The organism is Nocardia acidivorans NBRC 108247 (assembly GCF_001625085.1).
Taxonomy (GTDB): domain Bacteria; phylum Actinomycetota; class Actinomycetes; order Mycobacteriales; family Mycobacteriaceae; genus Nocardia; species Nocardia acidivorans.
This window is the reverse complement of the sequence record NZ_BDAW01000021.1, coordinates 26,758-42,123: the sequence shown is the minus strand read 5'-3', so window position 1 is coordinate 42,123 and position 15,366 is coordinate 26,758. Positions and strand designations below refer to the sequence as shown.

Sequence of the window (15,366 nt, the reverse complement as noted above, 5' to 3'; positions counted from 1 at the left end):
TGGCCCTGCGGGCGGGGTGGCGGGCCGGGCGGGCGCGCCATGATGGGTCCGGATTCGCCGGTGCGCGGTCCACGCACCGGCGGCGGACCGGACGGTTGACCTTGCGGCCGGCCGGGCATGACGGTCGGAATGCCCTGCGAGGAAGGATTTCCCACCCGCGGTCCCGGGCTCGGCGGTCCCGGACGGGAGCCGCGCTGCTGCGGTACGCCTCGTTCCCAGGGTGCGGAGGGCGCGCGCCGCGGTGCGGGAGCGTCCGGGCCGTCACCGCGGCCGGGCGTGCGCGGTGGCGGCCCGTCCTGTCCATCGGGTCGGCCGGTCGAGCGTGGTCCGCCGTACTCGCTCACCGTGCCTCCTTGTCTCGCAGTTCACGCTTGCGCGCCCGCCGGAACCTGTTCACTCGGCGCCGGGTCTCGGAGTCGAATCCCTTGTCCGCCGGATCGGACTGACCGCGGAAGCGGTGCCAGAGTCGGCGGGCGACGAGCAGGAGCAACAGCGCACCGACACTCGCGGTAATTATTGCCAACACTCGACCGTAGGCGTTGGAGCGCACCGAAACCGATACGGCATTGCCGAGTGGCACGCCATCGGGTGTGGTAAGCGCGATGGGTATCACCAGGTTTCGACTGTCGGAGACCTCGGTCGGAATCTGGAACGAGCGGGTGCCCTTGGCGGGCAGCACCTGTTCGCCGATATCGGTGATATTGGTCTCGGCGGGCGCGTCGATCCGGAATTTGATCCGGACCGCGACGGGCAGGTCATTGCGGGCGACCAGCAGCAGCGGACTCTGCTCCGAGGCGAGGGTGTAGACGCCGCCGGGCGGCAGCACGGTCACCGAGTGGAACAGATCGCCGACGGTGCGGGTGGTCTGATCGATGCGGCGCTGCGCGTTGGTATCGGCCGCGGCGGATCCGGCGCGCCGGTCCGACAGCGTGAGCGCGCGGATCAGGTCGTCGCGCAGCGGGGTCAGGAAGGTGCGCGGGCCGAGCTCCTGCTGGGGCAGTTCGACCAGGGCGCTCATCAGTTCGGTGATGTCGTGCGCCTGCTGCCGGACCGGTTCGACGAAATGCTCCGGGACCGCCTCGGCGGCCGCGGTGGGCAGATAGTCCAGATCGTAGGGCTGCGGATCCGCCTGCTGCGCAAGCAGATCGGTGAGTGAGCGGGGCGTGGCGAGATTGGCGCGGTACATCAGGTCGAGTTGGCCGAGCAGCGCGGTGGCCTCATCGCGATTGGGACCCCACTGCTGCGGCGGCATGAGCAGCGCCGAGCGCGGGCGGCCGGGCTGCGGATTGAGCGCGGTCCAGGTCACCGCCCCGAGCGCGTCCTGCAGCCGGGCGGCGCGGGAGTCGTTGGTGAGGTCGTAGCGCACCTTGTCCGGGGTGAACGGCGGGGTCGGCGGATGCGAGCCGACGGCGGCCAGCGCGGTCGCGGACCAGATGTCGAAGGTGGCGGCGCGCAGTTCGGGTGCGCCCGGGGCGGGGTCGCCGCCGCCGGGCGCGGGCAGGGTGAGCCCGCCCAGTCGCACCAGATCCGGGTTGACCGCATCGCTCGGCGGGGGCGGGCTCTTGGCGCTGGAGATATTGGCGCGGCCGTCCGCGGGCGTCACGGCGTTGTCGGCCAGGATCGCGGTGTTGTATCCGTGGTGCGCGAGCAGCTCCGCGCCCTCGTTGTCGATGCTGCCCGCATCGGGCAGGGCCACGCCGCGCACCGATTTCACCGACAGCAGCTGGTCGATCAGATCGGCGGGCGCGTTGAGCGCGCGGTCCGCCAGGGTGATGTCGCCGGTGGCGGCGAGCGCCTCCGGATCGACCTGTGCGAACGGCAGCGCGACCACGCACATGGTGGGGGCGAGGGATTTGAGCCGGTCCAGCCACGCCTTGGCGGCGTGGTCGCCGGTGCCCGCGCGGGTGCTGCCGTCCGGATCGGACGGACTGGCCAGCACCCGGTAGCCGTCCTTCATATCGGAGACGGTGAGCAGCAGGTCCGGATCGACGGCCAGGCACAGTGAGGCGTTCAGGTTCTTGTCCCCGCCGCCGTCGGGTTTGAGCGCGGTCTCGAGCGCCGACAGCAGCTGGTCGAGGCGGCCGCCCTGGGTGAGCGAGGCGGCCAGATCGTCATCGGTGAGCAGCGCCTCGCCCTCGACGGTGCCGGGCTTGCCCGCGACCAGGCGCGGGCGGTCGGCGAGCGGCCACAGCATGGTGGTGGCGACCGGCGGCGCGTCGGGGACGGCCGGAATCGGCGGTGCGGCCTCATGTTTGCGCGGATCGGCGGCGGTGAGCGGGACGCCGAGCACGGGCAGCAGGAAGCGGGCGTCGTCGAGCCGGGCCTGGCCGCCGTAGGCGGGTTCGCCGTTCACGTTCAGCAGCAGCGGGTAGATCCCGGGTGCGGTGATATCGAGAGCCGATATGCCACTGGGCAGTTCGGCCGCCGAATGCAGGGCGACGGTGAGGCTGAACTGCTTTCGCTGGCCGGGCGTCAATTGGTCTGCGACATCCTGGAATTCACCGGTGATGTCGTAGTTGCTCTGATCCAGTCGCAGCGCGGAGCGCAGTCCGCTGGGACTGGTGACCGCGCCCCCGCGCTGAATGCGCACGCTGACATCGTCGACCTGCCGGTCGCCGATATTGGTGACCGTGCCCGAGACCACGAAATACGGATCGCTGGTGCTGGTGATGGCGGTGGGCGTCACCGAATCCAGCGACAGCTTCAGGAATTTCGGCCCGGTGGATTCGCCGTTGCCGCTCCCGGTCGGCTCGGCGGCCGCCCATGGCGGACACGCGGTGAGCACGGCCAGCACCACCGCGACGAGCGACAGGATCCAGCGGTGCAGCGCCCCCGCGGTGTCTTGCCCAGGACGCCCAGACCCCGCACGCGTCATTGTCTGCCGTTCTCCATCCGGTCGATCAGCCGGTTCGCGACCTCGGCCAGCCTCCGTTCGTCAGCGTAGGCGAGCCGGGAATCGAGTTCGCTCAAGGGAACCCAGGCCACCTTGGTGACTTCGACGTCGGCATCGGAGAGTTCGCCGTCGAGGAAGCGCATCAGATAGTGGTGCACGGTCTTGTGTACCCGCCGGCCCTCGGTGACGAACCAGTAGTCGATGCTGCCGAGTTCGGCGACCACGCTGCCATTGATGCCGGTCTCCTCGGCGACCTCGCGGATGGCGGTCTGCTCGGCGGTCTCGCCCTCTTCGATATGACCCTTGGGCAGTGACCAGAGCAGTCTGCCGCGGCGATCGGTGCGTCCGATCAGTGCGGCGCAGCGTTTCTCGCGCGGGCCGTCCAGGCCGTCCACGACGAGTCCGCCCGCGGAGGTTTCCCGGACCGTGCGCATGCGAGGTTTCGCCGCATTACCGGCCGAACCACGGCGCCGGGGCTGGCGGCGTCGACTGTTCGCGCGATCGGCCGGAGACACTGCGCCAGTGTATAGGGGTGCGTGGCCCAGACCGGCGCACCGCAGGGGTGCCGCGGGAATCGCGCGCAATCGCCAGGGCCGGGTAATGCCGTGGCAGGTGATTTGCGCACTCCATTAAGCTGCGTATTCGTGGTTTCGCAGCAGTCCGAGGAAGCAGCCGTGGATCGCCGTACCCGATTGCTGGCCTCGGCGGCGATCACGGTGGGACGGCTCTCCGATGTCCTGACCCCGCTGGGCGAATTGTTCGCCGCGCACGGTCATGAGCTCTATCTGGTGGGCGGCACCGTGCGCGACGCCGTGCTCGGCCGCCTCGGCACCGATCTGGATTTCACCACCGATGCCCGGCCCGAGGTCGTGCAGGAGTTGATGCGCGGCTGGGCCGACAATCTGTGGGATACCGGCGGCCTGGCCTTCGGTACGGTGAGCGCGTCCAAGGCCGGACAGCAGTTGGAGATCACCACCTTCCGCGCCGACTCCTACGACCGAGTGTCGCGCAATCCGGAGGTCACCTTCGGCGACACCCTCGAGGCCGATCTGGTGCGGCGCGATTTCCGGGTGAACGCCATGGCGGTGCGGATCGGCGCGCTCGGCGAACTCGAGTTCGTGGATCCGCTGGACGGTATGGCGGATCTGCTCGAGGGTGTGCTGGATACCCCTGCGCTGCCGCGGGATTCGTTCAATGACGATCCGCTGCGCATGCTGCGCGGCGCGCGGTTCGTCTCGCAGTTGGGTTTCCGGCTCGCACCGCGGGTGCGCGAGGCGATCGTGGCCATGGCGGCGGAGATCGATCGCATCACCGCCGAGCGGGTGCACGCCGAACTGGACAAGCTGATCGGCGGCGAACACCCCACCGAGGGCATCGACGTCATGGTGGAGACCGGGCTGGCCGAGCGGGTGCTGCCCGAGGTGCCCGCCATGAAGCTGGAGATCGACGAGCATCACCAGCACAAGGACGTCTACGAACATTCGCTGACCGTGCTGCGCCAGGCCATCGATCAGGAGGAGGGCGATCCGGATCTGGTGCTGCGCTGGGCCGCGCTGCTGCACGATATCGGTAAACCGCCCACCAAGAAGAACGAACCGGGCGGCGGGGTGAGCTTCCACCATCACGAGGTGGTGGGCGCGAAGATGGTGCGAAAGCGTATGCGCGCCTTGAAGTATCCCAAACAGTTCACCGAGGATGTGGCGCGTCTGGTCTACCTGCACCTGCGCTTCCACGGTTACGGCAAGGGCCAGTGGACCGATTCCGCGGTGCGCCGCTACGTCACCGACGGCGCGGAACTGCTGCCCCGCCTGCACAAACTGGTCCGCGCGGACTGCACCACCCGCAACAAGCGCCGCGCCGCGCTGCTCCGCTCCACCTACGACGATCTCGAGGTCCGCATCGAAAAGCTCGCGGAGCAGGAGGATCTCGCGCGCGTGCGCCCGGACCTGGACGGCAACGCCATTATGGAACTGCTCGACATCAAGCCCGGCCCGGACGTGGGCAGGGCCTGGAAGTTCCTGAAGGAGCTGCGCCTGGACCGCGGCCCCCTTCCTCGCGAGGAAGCCGAGGCGGCCCTGCTCGAATGGTGGCAGGGCACAAAGTAGCCCCCAGGGAATGTCTTGTCTCAGAAGACGATCAGCGTCGTCCCGGCGACGATCGCCGAACGGATCTGCGCCAGATCGAAGGATCCCGTCAACCCGGGTAGGTCCGCCGCGAAGCAGACGTACTCCCCCGCCCGGTGGGTGCTGCTGATCCGCGCCTGATTCGGTAAGCCGGACAGCGGAATCGGCGGCAACGCGGTCAATCTTCTGGGCGCCCGTACCCCGCGCCAGTGCGCACTGTGCACGGTGATGGTGAGCAGATTGTCGGTGATCTCGGCATCGACGAGCGCCCGCACCCGTCTTCGCTTGTGCCGCGCCAGAATCAGTCCGTCCGCCGCGGGTTCGAGTTCCCAATCCGGCTGCCAGGTATTGACCCATCCCAGCAGCGCGGCCCGCGAGATCACCCCGGTGATATCGAGCTGCGCCGCCCGCACCCGGGTGGGCACCCCGGGCACCAGCCGCACCCCGTGCGCGATGACGGTCAGCTCCTCGATCCGATGGTTGTCCCAATGCACCCCGGTGACAATGGTTTTGGTTTGGAAATGCGCTCCGCGCCGCCGCACCTTGAGCGTGTGCAGGGTGGCGGTCAGGTCGTGGCCGAGGAAGGTGGCATTGACCTCCTGCCCGCCGAAGCGGCTCAGGATCCCCTCCGACAGCAGTGTCATGAGCACATCGGGCATGAGCGCGGTGACGGCTCCGGCCCCGAAGTCGGCGACGGGATCCAGCCAGGAGGTGGTGAAGCTGGTCCACTGGTCGACCCAGCTCTGGTCGAACAGGCGTTTCCCGAGATCCATCCCCAGGTCCACGGCGCGCAGCGGTGACCAGGCCTTCGGATCGAAATACGTGGCCATGATTGCTTCGAGCCTACTGCCCGGCGCCGACATGACCAGTGTGCCGAAGGTGACCCGGGTCACGAGCAATCCGGTCGGATTGTTGTGGGCGGGCGCGGGCGCGACCACAATCGGGACATGACCGTGGACCTGAACAGCGATCTGGGCGAGGGCTTCGGCGCATATCGGCTGGGTGATGACGCCGCCATGCTGGACGTGGTCACCAGCGCGAACATCGCCTGCGGTTTCCACGCCGGGGACCCGTCGATCATGCGCCGCACCTGTGCGCTGGCCGTCGAGCGGGGTGTCCGCATCGGTGCGCACATCGGCTACCGCGATCTGCCCGGTTTCGGCCGTCGCGCCATGGCGGTCGTCCCGGATGAGCTCCGGGACGAGACGCTCTACCAGATCGGCAGTCTGGACGCTTTCGCCCGCGCCGCCGGTGATCGGGTGCGCTATGTGAAACCGCACGGCGCGCTGTATCACGCGGCCGCGGCGGATCCGGCGCTCGCGACCGCCATTGTCACCGCCATGCGCGAATTCGATGCGGCCCTGGCTCTGCTCGGTCCGGCGGGCACGGCACTGGAGTCCGCCGCTCTTGCCGCCGGAACCCCTTTCCACGGTGAGGGTTTCGCCGATCGCGCCTATACCCCGGCGGGTCTGCTCGCGCCGCGCGGTCTGCCCGGTGCCGTGCTGGCCCCGGATGAGGCGGTGGCCCAGGCGCTTTCGATTGCCCGCGACGGCAAGGCGGTCACCATCGAGGACGGTACGGTGGCGGTCGCCGCGGCCAGTATCTGCGTGCACGGCGACTCCCGCGCCGCCGTGGAGATGGCCCGCCGCATCCGTGCGGCGCTCGACGAGGCCGCGATTCCCGTGCGGCCCTTCGTCTGATGGCCGCGTCATGATCACACCCGTTCGTCCCGTCCGAGATCCAGCCGTGCGCGGACCGGGTGCGGCGCTGACCGGGCCGCCGCATCGCGAAAGGACAGGTGCGTGATGAACGGCGATATCCGTTCGGCGGGTGACCGTGCGCTGCTGGTGATTCCGTCCTCGCACGCCCTGGTCGGCGAGTTGGTGGCGGCGCTGCGGTCGCGACCGGAAGGCGTGGTGGATGTGCTGCCCGCGGCCGAGACGGTACTGGTCACCCTGTCCGGGCCGGAGGCCGCCGAATCGCTGCGGAAGCGGCTGAATGTGCTGCTCGCACAGCTGGAATCGGATGCCTCGGTGGCGGTCGGTGGTCGCGAGTTGCCCGGATGGCAGCCGGAATTCGCCGACCGTTCCGAACAATTGCTGGGTGGCAATGGTTTTCACGATGAGCCGATTCGCATTCCGGTGCGCTATGACGGGGAGGACCTGCCCGAGGTGGCGCGCCTGCTCGGTCTGACTCCCGCGGAGGTCATCGCCCAGCACACCGCGACCGTATGGCGTTGCGCCTTCGTGGGTTTCGCCCCGGGCTTCGGTTATCTCGAATCCCCGGACGGCCGCCTGACGGTTCCGCGCCGATCGCAATCCCGCACCGCGATCCCGGCGGGCGCGGTCGCGCTGGCGGGCGGCTATTCGGCCGTGTACCCCCGTCGCAGTCCGGGCGGTTGGCAGTTGATCGGCACCACCGATGCGCGCCTGTGGGATGTGGACCGCGATCCGCCCGCCCTCATCCGCGCCGCCGCCCTGATCCAATTCGTCGATGTCGAAGCAGGTTTCGTATGATGCCCGCCATCGTCGGGGTCCTGCTCGCCACCCGAAACGAGGGTCGCCGATGATTCGCGTCGATCGGGTCGGCCCGTTGGCCACCATTCAGGATCTGGGCCGCCCGGGGTGGTTCGATTCCGGCGTCGGCATCGCGGGTGCGGCGGACCGAGCCTCATTGCGCCTGGCCAATCGCCTGGTCGGTAATCCGGAGGACGCGGCCGCCATCGAGGTGTTGCTGGGCGGGCTGGAACTGCTGGCGGATCAGCACCTGACCGTCGCGGTGACCGGCGCCGCCGCGCCCGCCGCGGTCGACGGTCGTCCGGTGGGTCCGGCCAGCGTGCTGGAAATCGAAGAGGGCCAACGGCTTCGGCTGGGTTTCGCCGTATCCGGGCTGCGCAGCTATGTGGCGGTGCGCGGTGGTATCGCGGTGCCGCCGGTCCTCGGATCGCGCAGTCGCGACACGCTTTCGGGGATCGGCCCGGATCCCCTGCGCGCCGGTGATGTCCTGCCGGTGGGCCCGCCGCCGCGCGAGTATCCGATCGTGGATGTGGCGCCGGTCCCGCCGCCGGGGTCGGGCCTGCTCACCGTGCGGGTGGTCCCCGGCCCCCGGGACGACTGGTTCACCCGTCCCGCGGCGCTTTTCGAGGGCGAGTGGCTGATCTCCTCGGAGACCGATCGCATCGGCGCGCGCCTGGACCGTCGCCGCGGCCCGAACCTGGAGCGCGCGGTATCGGATCAATACTCCGGCGAATTGCCCACCGAGGGAATGGCTCTCGGTTCGATCCAGGTGCCGCCGAGCGGTCAACCGGTGGTGTTCCTGGCGGATCACCCGATCACCGGCGGCTATCCGGTGATCGGGGTGGTGGTCGATGCCGAGGTGGATCTGATCGCGCAGGCCCGCCCGGGGCAGGCGATTCGATTCCGGCCGTCGACTTCTCAGTTCTCCTGATCCAGCTTGGCGTGCATGAGGTACACGTTGTAGCTGTTCCACGCCGAGACGGTGAAGTACAGATCCCGCGCGGTCGACCACGGGTGGATGAAGCCGCCGTACGCCGTCGGATAGTCGTCGATATCCACCAGTGCGACCGGTTCGGTCCAGCTGCCCTGCGGTTCGGCGGCGGTGCGCAGCACGATCGCATGCCGTTGCAGATCCAGGTAGACCATCTGCCAGCGTCCGCTGTCCCGGTCGTAGTGGATGGACAGTTCACTGGCGGTGCCGGAAACCAGTGGGGTGGCGAGTAATTCGTTGGCCCCGTCGGCGGCGGTCCAGGTGCCGTTGATCCAGTACTGGTACGCGGTCTTGTTCAGCACCTGGTCCTTGGGCACGCGGGCGAGCCCGATGACGCCCATCCGCCCGTTGGGTGTGCCGAAGGTGTAGACGTAATCGCCCTGCGGCACCATGGTCGCGACCTGGAAGCGGCCCAGGCCGAACATATTGTCCCAGCGCGCCCATTGGGATTTGGTCCAGGTGCGGCCGTTGTCGTCGGACCAGGCGATACCGCCGTGGTTGGTCCACCACATGCCCGGGATCTTGCTCCACCGGTTGACCGACATATAGCTGAGGTACTGCCGGTCGCCGACGGCGAAGCCGGAGGTGGGGATGGTGGTGATCTCGTAGTTGCGGATCTTGCGGCTGTTCAGAATCTCGGTGGCGTGGCAGCGGGTGTCCTGGACGAAGTTGTCCAGCAGCAGCCCCCGGGACAGATCGCGATTGCTGCTGTAGGCGATGGTGTTGCTGCGCCAGTCCTGATCGCCGGTGCCCGCGCCGATGGGTTCCCAGCCCTTGCCGAAGGTGTCGCCGAAGACGACGGCGACCTGGCCGGGCTGGTTCTCCCACATCAGTCCGAGGTCGGTGCCGTCGACGGACCAGCGGGTATCGGTGCGATTGACGGAGCCGTGCCCGGTGACCTGGTTGACCAGTTCGACCGAGTCCACCGTCGGTATGGCGGCGGGCGGCGCGGTGGGTGCGGCGGCGGGCGGTTGCACATCGGCGGCGGGCAGCGGCTGCGGTTCGGGCGGTTCGCCGCCGGGGACCGGGATCGGAATGGGTTCGGTCTCGGGCCGCACTTCGATCTTGGGCAGCGGCAGCGGGCCGTCCCCGGCATTGCTGCCGCCGGGGGCGCCGGTGGTGGTGGGCGCACCGGTCGGATTGCCCTCCGGCGGTGGCGCTTCCAGTGTCGGCTTGGGATTGTCCCGAATGTCCGGGCAGGGCGCCGCGCACGGATCCTCGGGCAGCGCCACCGGGTCGATGCGGGTGGTGTCGGGCTTGGGTCCGGGCACCTCGACGGTGGTGATCTCGGGTACCGGCACCGTGAGGCGAATCGTCGGATCGGGTTGCGGTGCGCCGCCCTCGGGATTGGACTGCCGCTTCAACGGATCGAAACCTGTTTCACCGCAGCTGTTCACCGGTGGCGGTTGCCAGGCCGGGACAGCGGCGGCGGGCGCGGCGGGCAGCATGATCGCGCCGATGGCGAGAACGCCGGACAGGATCAGGCCGTCGGTGGTGCGGAATCCCATATGTCTCCCGGTCTCGATCGAGCCGATATTAGCGCGATGGCGGCAATGCCCGCGCAGTACACACCGGCGGCCGCGATCACCACCGCGGGTGAGCGTCCGTCGGCCGGAATCCAGAGCGCGGTCCCGGCCAGCGCACCCACATAGGTGATGTTGAAGATGGTGTCCTGCAGGGCGAATACCTGGCCGCGGTGCAGATCGTCGATATCGATCTGCATGGCCGCGTCACCGGTGAGCTTGATGGTCTGCCCGGCCAGTCCGAGCAGGAAGGCCGCCGCCAGCAGGCAGAGTTCGGCGCGTCGCTCCCCGGTCCCGTCGGCGAGGGTGATGGGCGTGACCAGGGTCAGCTGCACCACGATGGCGGTGAGCAGTCCGGCCACCACGGTGCGCGAACGGCCCAGGCGCGGAATGAGAATGGGCGCGACCACCGCGGCCGCGAGCATGCCCGCCCCGGTGGCGGAGATGGCGGCGCTGAATTTGGCGATGTGATGCCCGCCCCCGCCGGTGCCGCTGGTCTCCGAACCGCGCCGCAGCACCAGCACCATGAGCAGGGTGTCCGCGCCGAATACCGCCCGGTGCGCGCCGATTCCGATCATGGCGGTGGTGACCTCGCGCGAATGCCAGGCCGCGGTCGCCCCGGAGCGCAGGCCGGCGGCGATGGCCCGCAGCGAACTGACGGCGGCCGTCGCCCGCCCGGGTTCGTCCGGATCGGGTCCGAGCGCGTGTCTGCGGAATCCGGCCGCGGCCAGCGCGCCCACCACCGATCCGATGGCGCTGACCGCGATGGCCACCGCGGAGGCGGTATCGCCCGCGCCGAGGACGGCGATGATGCCGAAGGCGATGCCCGCGCCGAGGATCGCGCAGCCGGCGGCCATGGTCGCGAGAATCGAATTGGTGGCCACCAGGCGCTGCTGGGCGAGCACCCGGGGCAGCGAGGCCGACACGCCCGCACCGACGAACCGCGACACGCCTACGACCGAGAGTGCGAGCAGCAGCAGCGGTGTTTCGCGCACCCCGCCCAGCAGGCTGACCGCCGTCACCGCGATCAGCAGTCCGCGCAGGATATTCGCGATGAGCAGGACCGTGCGCCGATCCCAGCGGTCCAGTAGCGCGCCCGCGTACGGCCCGATGATCGAATACGGCAGCAGCAGCGCGGCGAAGCCGCCCGCGATGGCCAGCGGATCGGTTTCGCGCTCCGGATTGAACAGGATCGCCCCGGACAGCGCGGCCTGGAACATGCCGTCGCCGAACTGTCCGGCCAATCGCACATTCGCCAGCCGCAGCGCGCCCGGACTCTCGCGGACCGCGGTGCGCAAGGTATTCAGCCCATGCCGCATACCGTCCAGCTTGTGCCGACCGTGATCCGGCGTGTTCCCCGCTGTGGCAATCGGTTCGGTCCCGGATTCGCTCACCTGGCGGGGTGGGTGGTGACGAGTGCGAATACGGCCGCGCGCATATCGTCCGCCATGGGTAGGTTGTCCAGACTGTCGGCGTCGATCCATTGGAATTGATCGTGTTCGCCGGGCGCCAGCAGCACATCCCCCTGTTCGGCTTCCACTACGAAGCTGTATTTGCGTACCCGGGATTTGGTGCGGGTGGCGTAGTCGAATCCGCCGAGTACATCGGTGATGCGCAGTACGCGCAGTCCGGTCTCTTCGAAGAGTTCGCGCTCCACGCATTGCGCGAAGCTCTCCCCCGCTTCCACCCCGCCGCCCGGGAGTTCATACATCCCCCCGTGCCAATCATCGGCAACACGCCGTACGACCAGGAGTTTTCCCCCACGGAAAACGGCCACCCCCACGACGAAGTGGGTGATCCCCTCGCTGTCGGCCTGCTGCCGGAGTTCGCGTTCGATGCCCGCGAGTACGTCGGGTCGCATCCCCTTGCTCTCCCTCCGGTTTCACTTGCGGCACATCATGATACGGTCGCCGACCGCACCCCGTCGGCAGGGTGTGAACAATAGCGCCCTGGTGTCCTGCCTGGTAGGCGGCGTACGGGCGGCGCTGCTCGCACGTTAGAATTTAACCCGGAATTCAGCCTGGGTCGCCGAATGTGCCCCTACCCTGGATTCTGATCGGTGCACGCCGGTGAGAGGAGTAGGGCGGTGTCCACGCTCACGACACCACACATCGATGTCCATCGTGGCGGCGACCGCATGAAAACCCGTGTGGCGTGGCTGGATTCGAAGCATTCGTTCTCGTTCGGGGAACATTACGATCCCGAGAACACCCATCATGGGCTTTTGCTGGTGAACAACGAGGACATCGTGTTGCCGGGTGAGGGTTTCGAGACCCATCCCCATCGCGATATGGAAATCGTCACCTGGGTGCTCGATGGCAGCCTCGTCCATCAGGATTCACTGGGTCATAACGGCGTGATCTATCCGGGTCTGGCGCAGCGGATGAGCGCGGGGTCGGGCATTCTGCATTCGGAGAAGAACGATTCGTGGCGGATCAGCACCGCGCCCGAACATGAGGAGTCGGTGCATTTCGTGCAGATGTGGGTGGTGCCCGATGAACCCGGCACGAATCCGGGTTATCAGCAGCTCGAGGTGGATGACGAGTTGGCGCGCGGCGGCCTGGTGACCGTCGCCTCCGGACTGCCCCGGTACCGCGATCGCACCGCCATCGCCATCGGCAGCAGTCATTCGGCCCTGCATGTGGCCCGTATGCCGGGTGCGGTGGAGTCGCCGGAGGTGCGACTACCGGAGTCGCCCTACCTGCACCTGTTCGTAGCCCGCGGTGAGGTGGAGTTGGAGGGGGTCGGCACGCTCTACGAGGGTGATGCCGTGCGCATGGCGCGCAGCGGCGGTCAACGGGTGACCGCGAACCTGCCGTCGGAGATCCTGGTGTGGGAGATGCATGCGCGCCTCGGCGGGCAATAGCATGCGTTAACGCCTGCTCACAGCGTTGGCGATACCGGGAGCAGCAAACGACGGAAGGACCACGCCCATGTCGCAGTACCCGCCCCCTGGTAATTACGGCGAGTATCCCGCGCCCCCGCCCGGCGGTTATCCGCCGCCCGGTGGTCAGCCGCCGCAGTATTGGCAGGAGTCGCCCAAGGGCAAGGGCCTGGCGGTGACCGCGCTGGTGCTCGGAATCCTCGCGGTGCTCTTGGATTGCACCGTAGTCCTCGCCGTCGTCGGCGTCATCTTCGGTGTGCTCGCGGCCATTTTCGGCCTGATCGCCATGAGGAAGGCGCGGCGCGGGACGGCGGGCGGCTTCGGTATGGCGGTGGCCGGTCTGATCCTGGGTGTATTGAGCCTGATCGGCGGCATCGTGATCGGCATCTTCGTCTGGATCGTGTTCAAGGACAACGGCGGTGACGATCTGCTGGACTGCATCAGCAAGGCCGGTGGCGATCAGACCAAGGTGCAGCAGTGCCAGGACCAGTTCCGGAACAACCTGGAGAACAAATTGAGCATTACGCTCACCCCCGCGCCGACCCCCTGATTCGGCCGTCTACTGCTGGACCGGACGGCATTCCCGGGTGGCGCTGACGACTTCGGCGAGCTCGGGCCGAAAGTCGCTGGCGGGTGGGCAGATCCACGCGCGATACCCGCTGTGCTCATCCGCCGGGGACGGCAGCACGATGTGGCTACCGGGCAGCGCCACCGCCGCGCAATCCCGGAACAGGTTGGAGAAGAGCGCGCTGTCGAGGTAGGAGTCGTCGGTGGGACCGGTCAGGAAGGTCCAGCGCCCCGAGCGCGGATGACTGATGACCGGACCGCAGCGGCCCCGCGTCAGCAGGTGGTCGCGGACCCGGCGACCCAGGTCGGCGGGCATGGTGATGGCTCCGACGGAGCCGACCTCCAACATGATTCGGCCCAGCGCGAAGTCGACTATCCCGTAGAGGCCGTGCTCCTTGCGATACCGCCGGCACCGGGCCAGCGCCTCCTGGGTGGCGGTGTACGAGGACGGGTCCAGCGCGCTCATTGGCGAACCTCCTGCTACCGACCCTATTCTCCCGCAATCGGTATGACAATAGTCACACGCGGGTGAGTTGGGGGCGTAGCATCAGCAGTCATGGCACCCGTATCACCGACCGTGGCGCGGTGGGAACTGGTACTGCGATTACGGGAGCTGCGCGAGCAGCGCGGCTTCGATTCGGCGACCTTCGCCAAACGGGTCGGCTTCACCCCGGCCAACTGGTCCCATGTGGAGAAGGGGCGCAGGGTGCTGACCGCCACCACCATCGGCCCGGTGCTGGAGCTGTTGGAGGTGGAGGGGGAGGAGCGCGACGAACTCCTCGAATTGCTCACCGCCAGTAAGGAACGCGGGTGGTGGGCCAAATCCTCCGCGCTGATCGGACCGGAGTTGCAGCGCTACTACGGGATGGAGTTCGGCGCGGAGAGCATCCGCAGTTACGACTCGCTGGTCATTCCCGGTCTGTTGCAGACCGAGGAGTACAGCCGGGCGCTCATCAGCGCCGATGTGATGATCCGCCCGGTGCAGGTGGAGCAGCTGGTGGCGATTCGAATGCACAGACAGCGGCGATTGCACGACGCCGATCGGCCGGAGCTGACCGCCGTGATCGGCGAGGCCACGCTCATGCAGCAGATCGGCGGCCCGAAAGTCCTTCGGGGACAACTGGAACACCTGGCGACACTCTCGGACGAACTGGATTCGGTGACGGTGCGGGTCATTCCGTTCGCCGCCACCCGCGGCGCGATTCTCGGCGGCTCCAGTTTCCATCTGCTGGATTTCACTTCGGCGGCGCTGCATACCTTCGGCTGGGTGGAGAGCGCGGTTTTCGGTGGGGCCGTGGATGATCCGGAGCTGATTCGCGATCTGGATTTCGCATTCGTGCGTGCACTCGACCAATCTCTCAGTCGTGCAAAATCTTTGGACATGATCAAGAGTTATTCGCAAGGGTAGGAGACACATGCGAGACGGTAATATGCTGCCCATGTTAGAAACCGCGAAGTATCAACCGGAATCCACCGGCTGGTTCACGTCGACCCGCACGAATAACGGAAATCAGTGTGTGGAGGTCCGATTCGACGGTGCGACGGTGTTCATCCGTGACAGCAAGTACCGGCGGAATCCGGCCAACAGCGCACTCGATGAGCCCATCATCACCGTCAGCGCAGTCGAATGGATGTCCTTCCTGACGATCCTGCGGGACCATCCCGGCGGCACAGCCACCCTGACCGCGCACACCGACGCGGACGGATACACCACACTCCGGTCCGGGGAGATCGGTCTCGTCTACACCCCCGGCGAATGGGAGGCCTTTGTGGCCGGGGTCCGCGACGGCGAGTTCGATCGCATTCCACTCGCCGCCTGATCTTGTTTTCGCTCTCCGCGTGATCCCGCCGCACCCGCGCCGCGATCGG

The 15,366-nt window shown here is 68.0% G+C and carries 15 protein-coding genes; 8 read left to right on the top strand and 7 right to left on the bottom strand.

Features of this window, described 5'->3' with window-relative positions:
• Window positions 1-340: 340 nt before the first annotated feature.
• Together NA10_RS13245 and NA10_RS13240 are read right to left on the bottom strand one after the other, a co-directional pair.
• Complete coding sequence (locus NA10_RS13245; protein ID WP_157556463.1) at window positions 341-2,875, bottom strand: DUF6049 family protein; 2,535 nt, start codon at window positions 2,873-2,875, stop codon at window positions 341-343.
• Complete coding sequence (locus NA10_RS13240) at window positions 2,872-3,408, bottom strand: NUDIX hydrolase (RefSeq protein ID WP_067567868.1); 537 nt, start codon at window positions 3,406-3,408, stop codon at window positions 2,872-2,874. The genes NA10_RS13245 and NA10_RS13240 overlap by 4 nt, the downstream gene beginning before the upstream one ends.
• Before the next feature lie 129 nt (window positions 3,409-3,537).
• Between NA10_RS13240 and NA10_RS13235 the strand changes: the two genes are divergently transcribed.
• Window positions 3,538-4,998: a CCA tRNA nucleotidyltransferase gene (locus NA10_RS13235; protein ID WP_245677182.1), complete on the top strand. Its 1,461-nt coding sequence runs from the start codon at window positions 3,538-3,540 to the stop codon at window positions 4,996-4,998.
• A gap of 20 nt (window positions 4,999-5,018) precedes the next feature.
• Here NA10_RS13235 and NA10_RS13230 read toward each other — a convergent pair whose 3' ends face one another.
• Complete coding sequence (locus NA10_RS13230) at window positions 5,019-5,954, bottom strand: hypothetical protein (protein WP_245677181.1); 936 nt, start codon at window positions 5,952-5,954, stop codon at window positions 5,019-5,021.
• A gap of 9 nt (window positions 5,955-5,963) precedes the next feature.
• Here NA10_RS13230 and NA10_RS13225 point away from each other — a divergent pair, with 9 nt between their 5' ends.
• From NA10_RS13225 to NA10_RS13215, 3 genes are all read left to right on the top strand, one after another.
• Window positions 5,964-6,716, top strand: coding sequence for a LamB/YcsF family protein (locus NA10_RS13225; protein WP_067567864.1), 753 nt, complete (start codon window positions 5,964-5,966; stop codon window positions 6,714-6,716).
• Window positions 6,717-6,821: 105 nt separating this feature from the next.
• On the top strand, window positions 6,822-7,532 hold the full coding sequence (locus tag NA10_RS13220) for a 5-oxoprolinase subunit B family protein (protein ID WP_067567862.1): 711 nt from the start codon (window positions 6,822-6,824) through the stop codon (window positions 7,530-7,532).
• A 49-nt stretch (window positions 7,533-7,581) separates the two neighbouring features.
• Entirely contained in the window at window positions 7,582-8,463 is an 882-nt protein-coding gene (locus tag NA10_RS13215) for a 5-oxoprolinase subunit C family protein (RefSeq protein ID WP_067567860.1), read from the top strand.
• Here the strand turns inward: NA10_RS13215 and NA10_RS13210 are convergent.
• The 3 genes from NA10_RS13210 to NA10_RS13200 form a co-directional block, all read right to left on the bottom strand.
• Window positions 8,451-10,031, bottom strand: coding sequence for a glycoside hydrolase family 183 protein (locus NA10_RS13210; RefSeq protein WP_067567858.1), 1,581 nt, complete (start codon window positions 10,029-10,031; stop codon window positions 8,451-8,453). The genes NA10_RS13215 and NA10_RS13210 overlap by 13 nt on opposite strands.
• Window positions 10,004-11,365: an MFS transporter gene (locus NA10_RS13205; RefSeq protein WP_067567885.1), complete on the bottom strand. Its 1,362-nt coding sequence runs from the start codon at window positions 11,363-11,365 to the stop codon at window positions 10,004-10,006. Before NA10_RS13205 ends, NA10_RS13210 begins: the two co-directional genes overlap by 28 nt.
• A 71-nt stretch (window positions 11,366-11,436) precedes the next feature.
• Entirely contained in the window at window positions 11,437-11,907 is a 471-nt protein-coding gene (locus NA10_RS13200; protein WP_067567856.1) for an NUDIX hydrolase, read from the bottom strand.
• Window positions 11,908-12,132: 225 nt separating this feature from the next.
• Here NA10_RS13200 and NA10_RS13195 point away from each other — a divergent pair, with 225 nt between their 5' ends.
• Window positions 12,133-12,912: a pirin family protein gene (locus tag NA10_RS13195; protein ID WP_157556461.1), complete on the top strand. Its 780-nt coding sequence runs from the start codon at window positions 12,133-12,135 to the stop codon at window positions 12,910-12,912.
• Between the two features lie 67 nt (window positions 12,913-12,979).
• Window positions 12,980-13,480, top strand: a complete 501-nt coding sequence (locus NA10_RS13190; RefSeq protein ID WP_067567852.1) for a DUF4190 domain-containing protein — start codon at window positions 12,980-12,982, stop codon at window positions 13,478-13,480.
• A 9-nt stretch (window positions 13,481-13,489) separates the two neighbouring features.
• Here the strand turns inward: NA10_RS13190 and NA10_RS13185 are convergent, their stop codons facing one another.
• Window positions 13,490-13,963, bottom strand: a complete 474-nt coding sequence (locus NA10_RS13185) for a hypothetical protein (protein WP_067567850.1) — start codon at window positions 13,961-13,963, stop codon at window positions 13,490-13,492.
• Between the two features lie 90 nt (window positions 13,964-14,053).
• Between NA10_RS13185 and NA10_RS13180 the strand changes: the two genes are divergently transcribed.
• On the top strand, window positions 14,054-14,905 hold the full coding sequence (locus NA10_RS13180) for a Scr1 family TA system antitoxin-like transcriptional regulator (protein ID WP_067567848.1): 852 nt from the start codon (window positions 14,054-14,056) through the stop codon (window positions 14,903-14,905).
• A gap of 7 nt (window positions 14,906-14,912) precedes the next feature.
• Window positions 14,913-15,317, top strand: coding sequence for a DUF397 domain-containing protein (locus NA10_RS13175; protein ID WP_245677180.1), 405 nt, complete (start codon window positions 14,913-14,915; stop codon window positions 15,315-15,317).
• Window positions 15,318-15,366: the final 49 nt, after the last annotated feature.

Excerpts from the sequence above, each read along its gene's own strand:
- NA10_RS13210 (WP_067567858.1), bottom strand. The coding sequence starts at position 10,031 with ATGGGATTCCGCACCACCGACGGCCTGATCCTGTCCGGCGTTCTCGCC.
- NA10_RS13175 (WP_245677180.1), top strand. The coding sequence starts at position 14,913 with ATGCGAGACGGTAATATGCTGCCCATGTTAGAAACCGCGAAGTATCAA.
- NA10_RS13225 (WP_067567864.1), top strand. The coding sequence starts at position 5,964 with ATGACCGTGGACCTGAACAGCGATCTGGGCGAGGGCTTCGGCGCATAT.
- NA10_RS13215 (WP_067567860.1), top strand. The coding sequence starts at position 7,582 with ATGATTCGCGTCGATCGGGTCGGCCCGTTGGCCACCATTCAGGATCTG.
- NA10_RS13200 (WP_067567856.1), bottom strand. The coding sequence starts at position 11,907 with ATGCGACCCGACGTACTCGCGGGCATCGAACGCGAACTCCGGCAGCAG.
- NA10_RS13220 (WP_067567862.1), top strand. The coding sequence starts at position 6,822 with ATGAACGGCGATATCCGTTCGGCGGGTGACCGTGCGCTGCTGGTGATT.
- NA10_RS13190 (WP_067567852.1), top strand. The coding sequence starts at position 12,980 with ATGTCGCAGTACCCGCCCCCTGGTAATTACGGCGAGTATCCCGCGCCC.
- NA10_RS13245 (WP_157556463.1), bottom strand. The coding sequence starts at position 2,875 with ATGACGCGTGCGGGGTCTGGGCGTCCTGGGCAAGACACCGCGGGGGCG.
- NA10_RS13180 (WP_067567848.1), top strand. The coding sequence starts at position 14,054 with ATGGCACCCGTATCACCGACCGTGGCGCGGTGGGAACTGGTACTGCGA.
- NA10_RS13205 (WP_067567885.1), bottom strand. The coding sequence starts at position 11,365 with ATGCGGCATGGGCTGAATACCTTGCGCACCGCGGTCCGCGAGAGTCCG.
- NA10_RS13185 (WP_067567850.1), bottom strand. The coding sequence starts at position 13,963 with ATGAGCGCGCTGGACCCGTCCTCGTACACCGCCACCCAGGAGGCGCTG.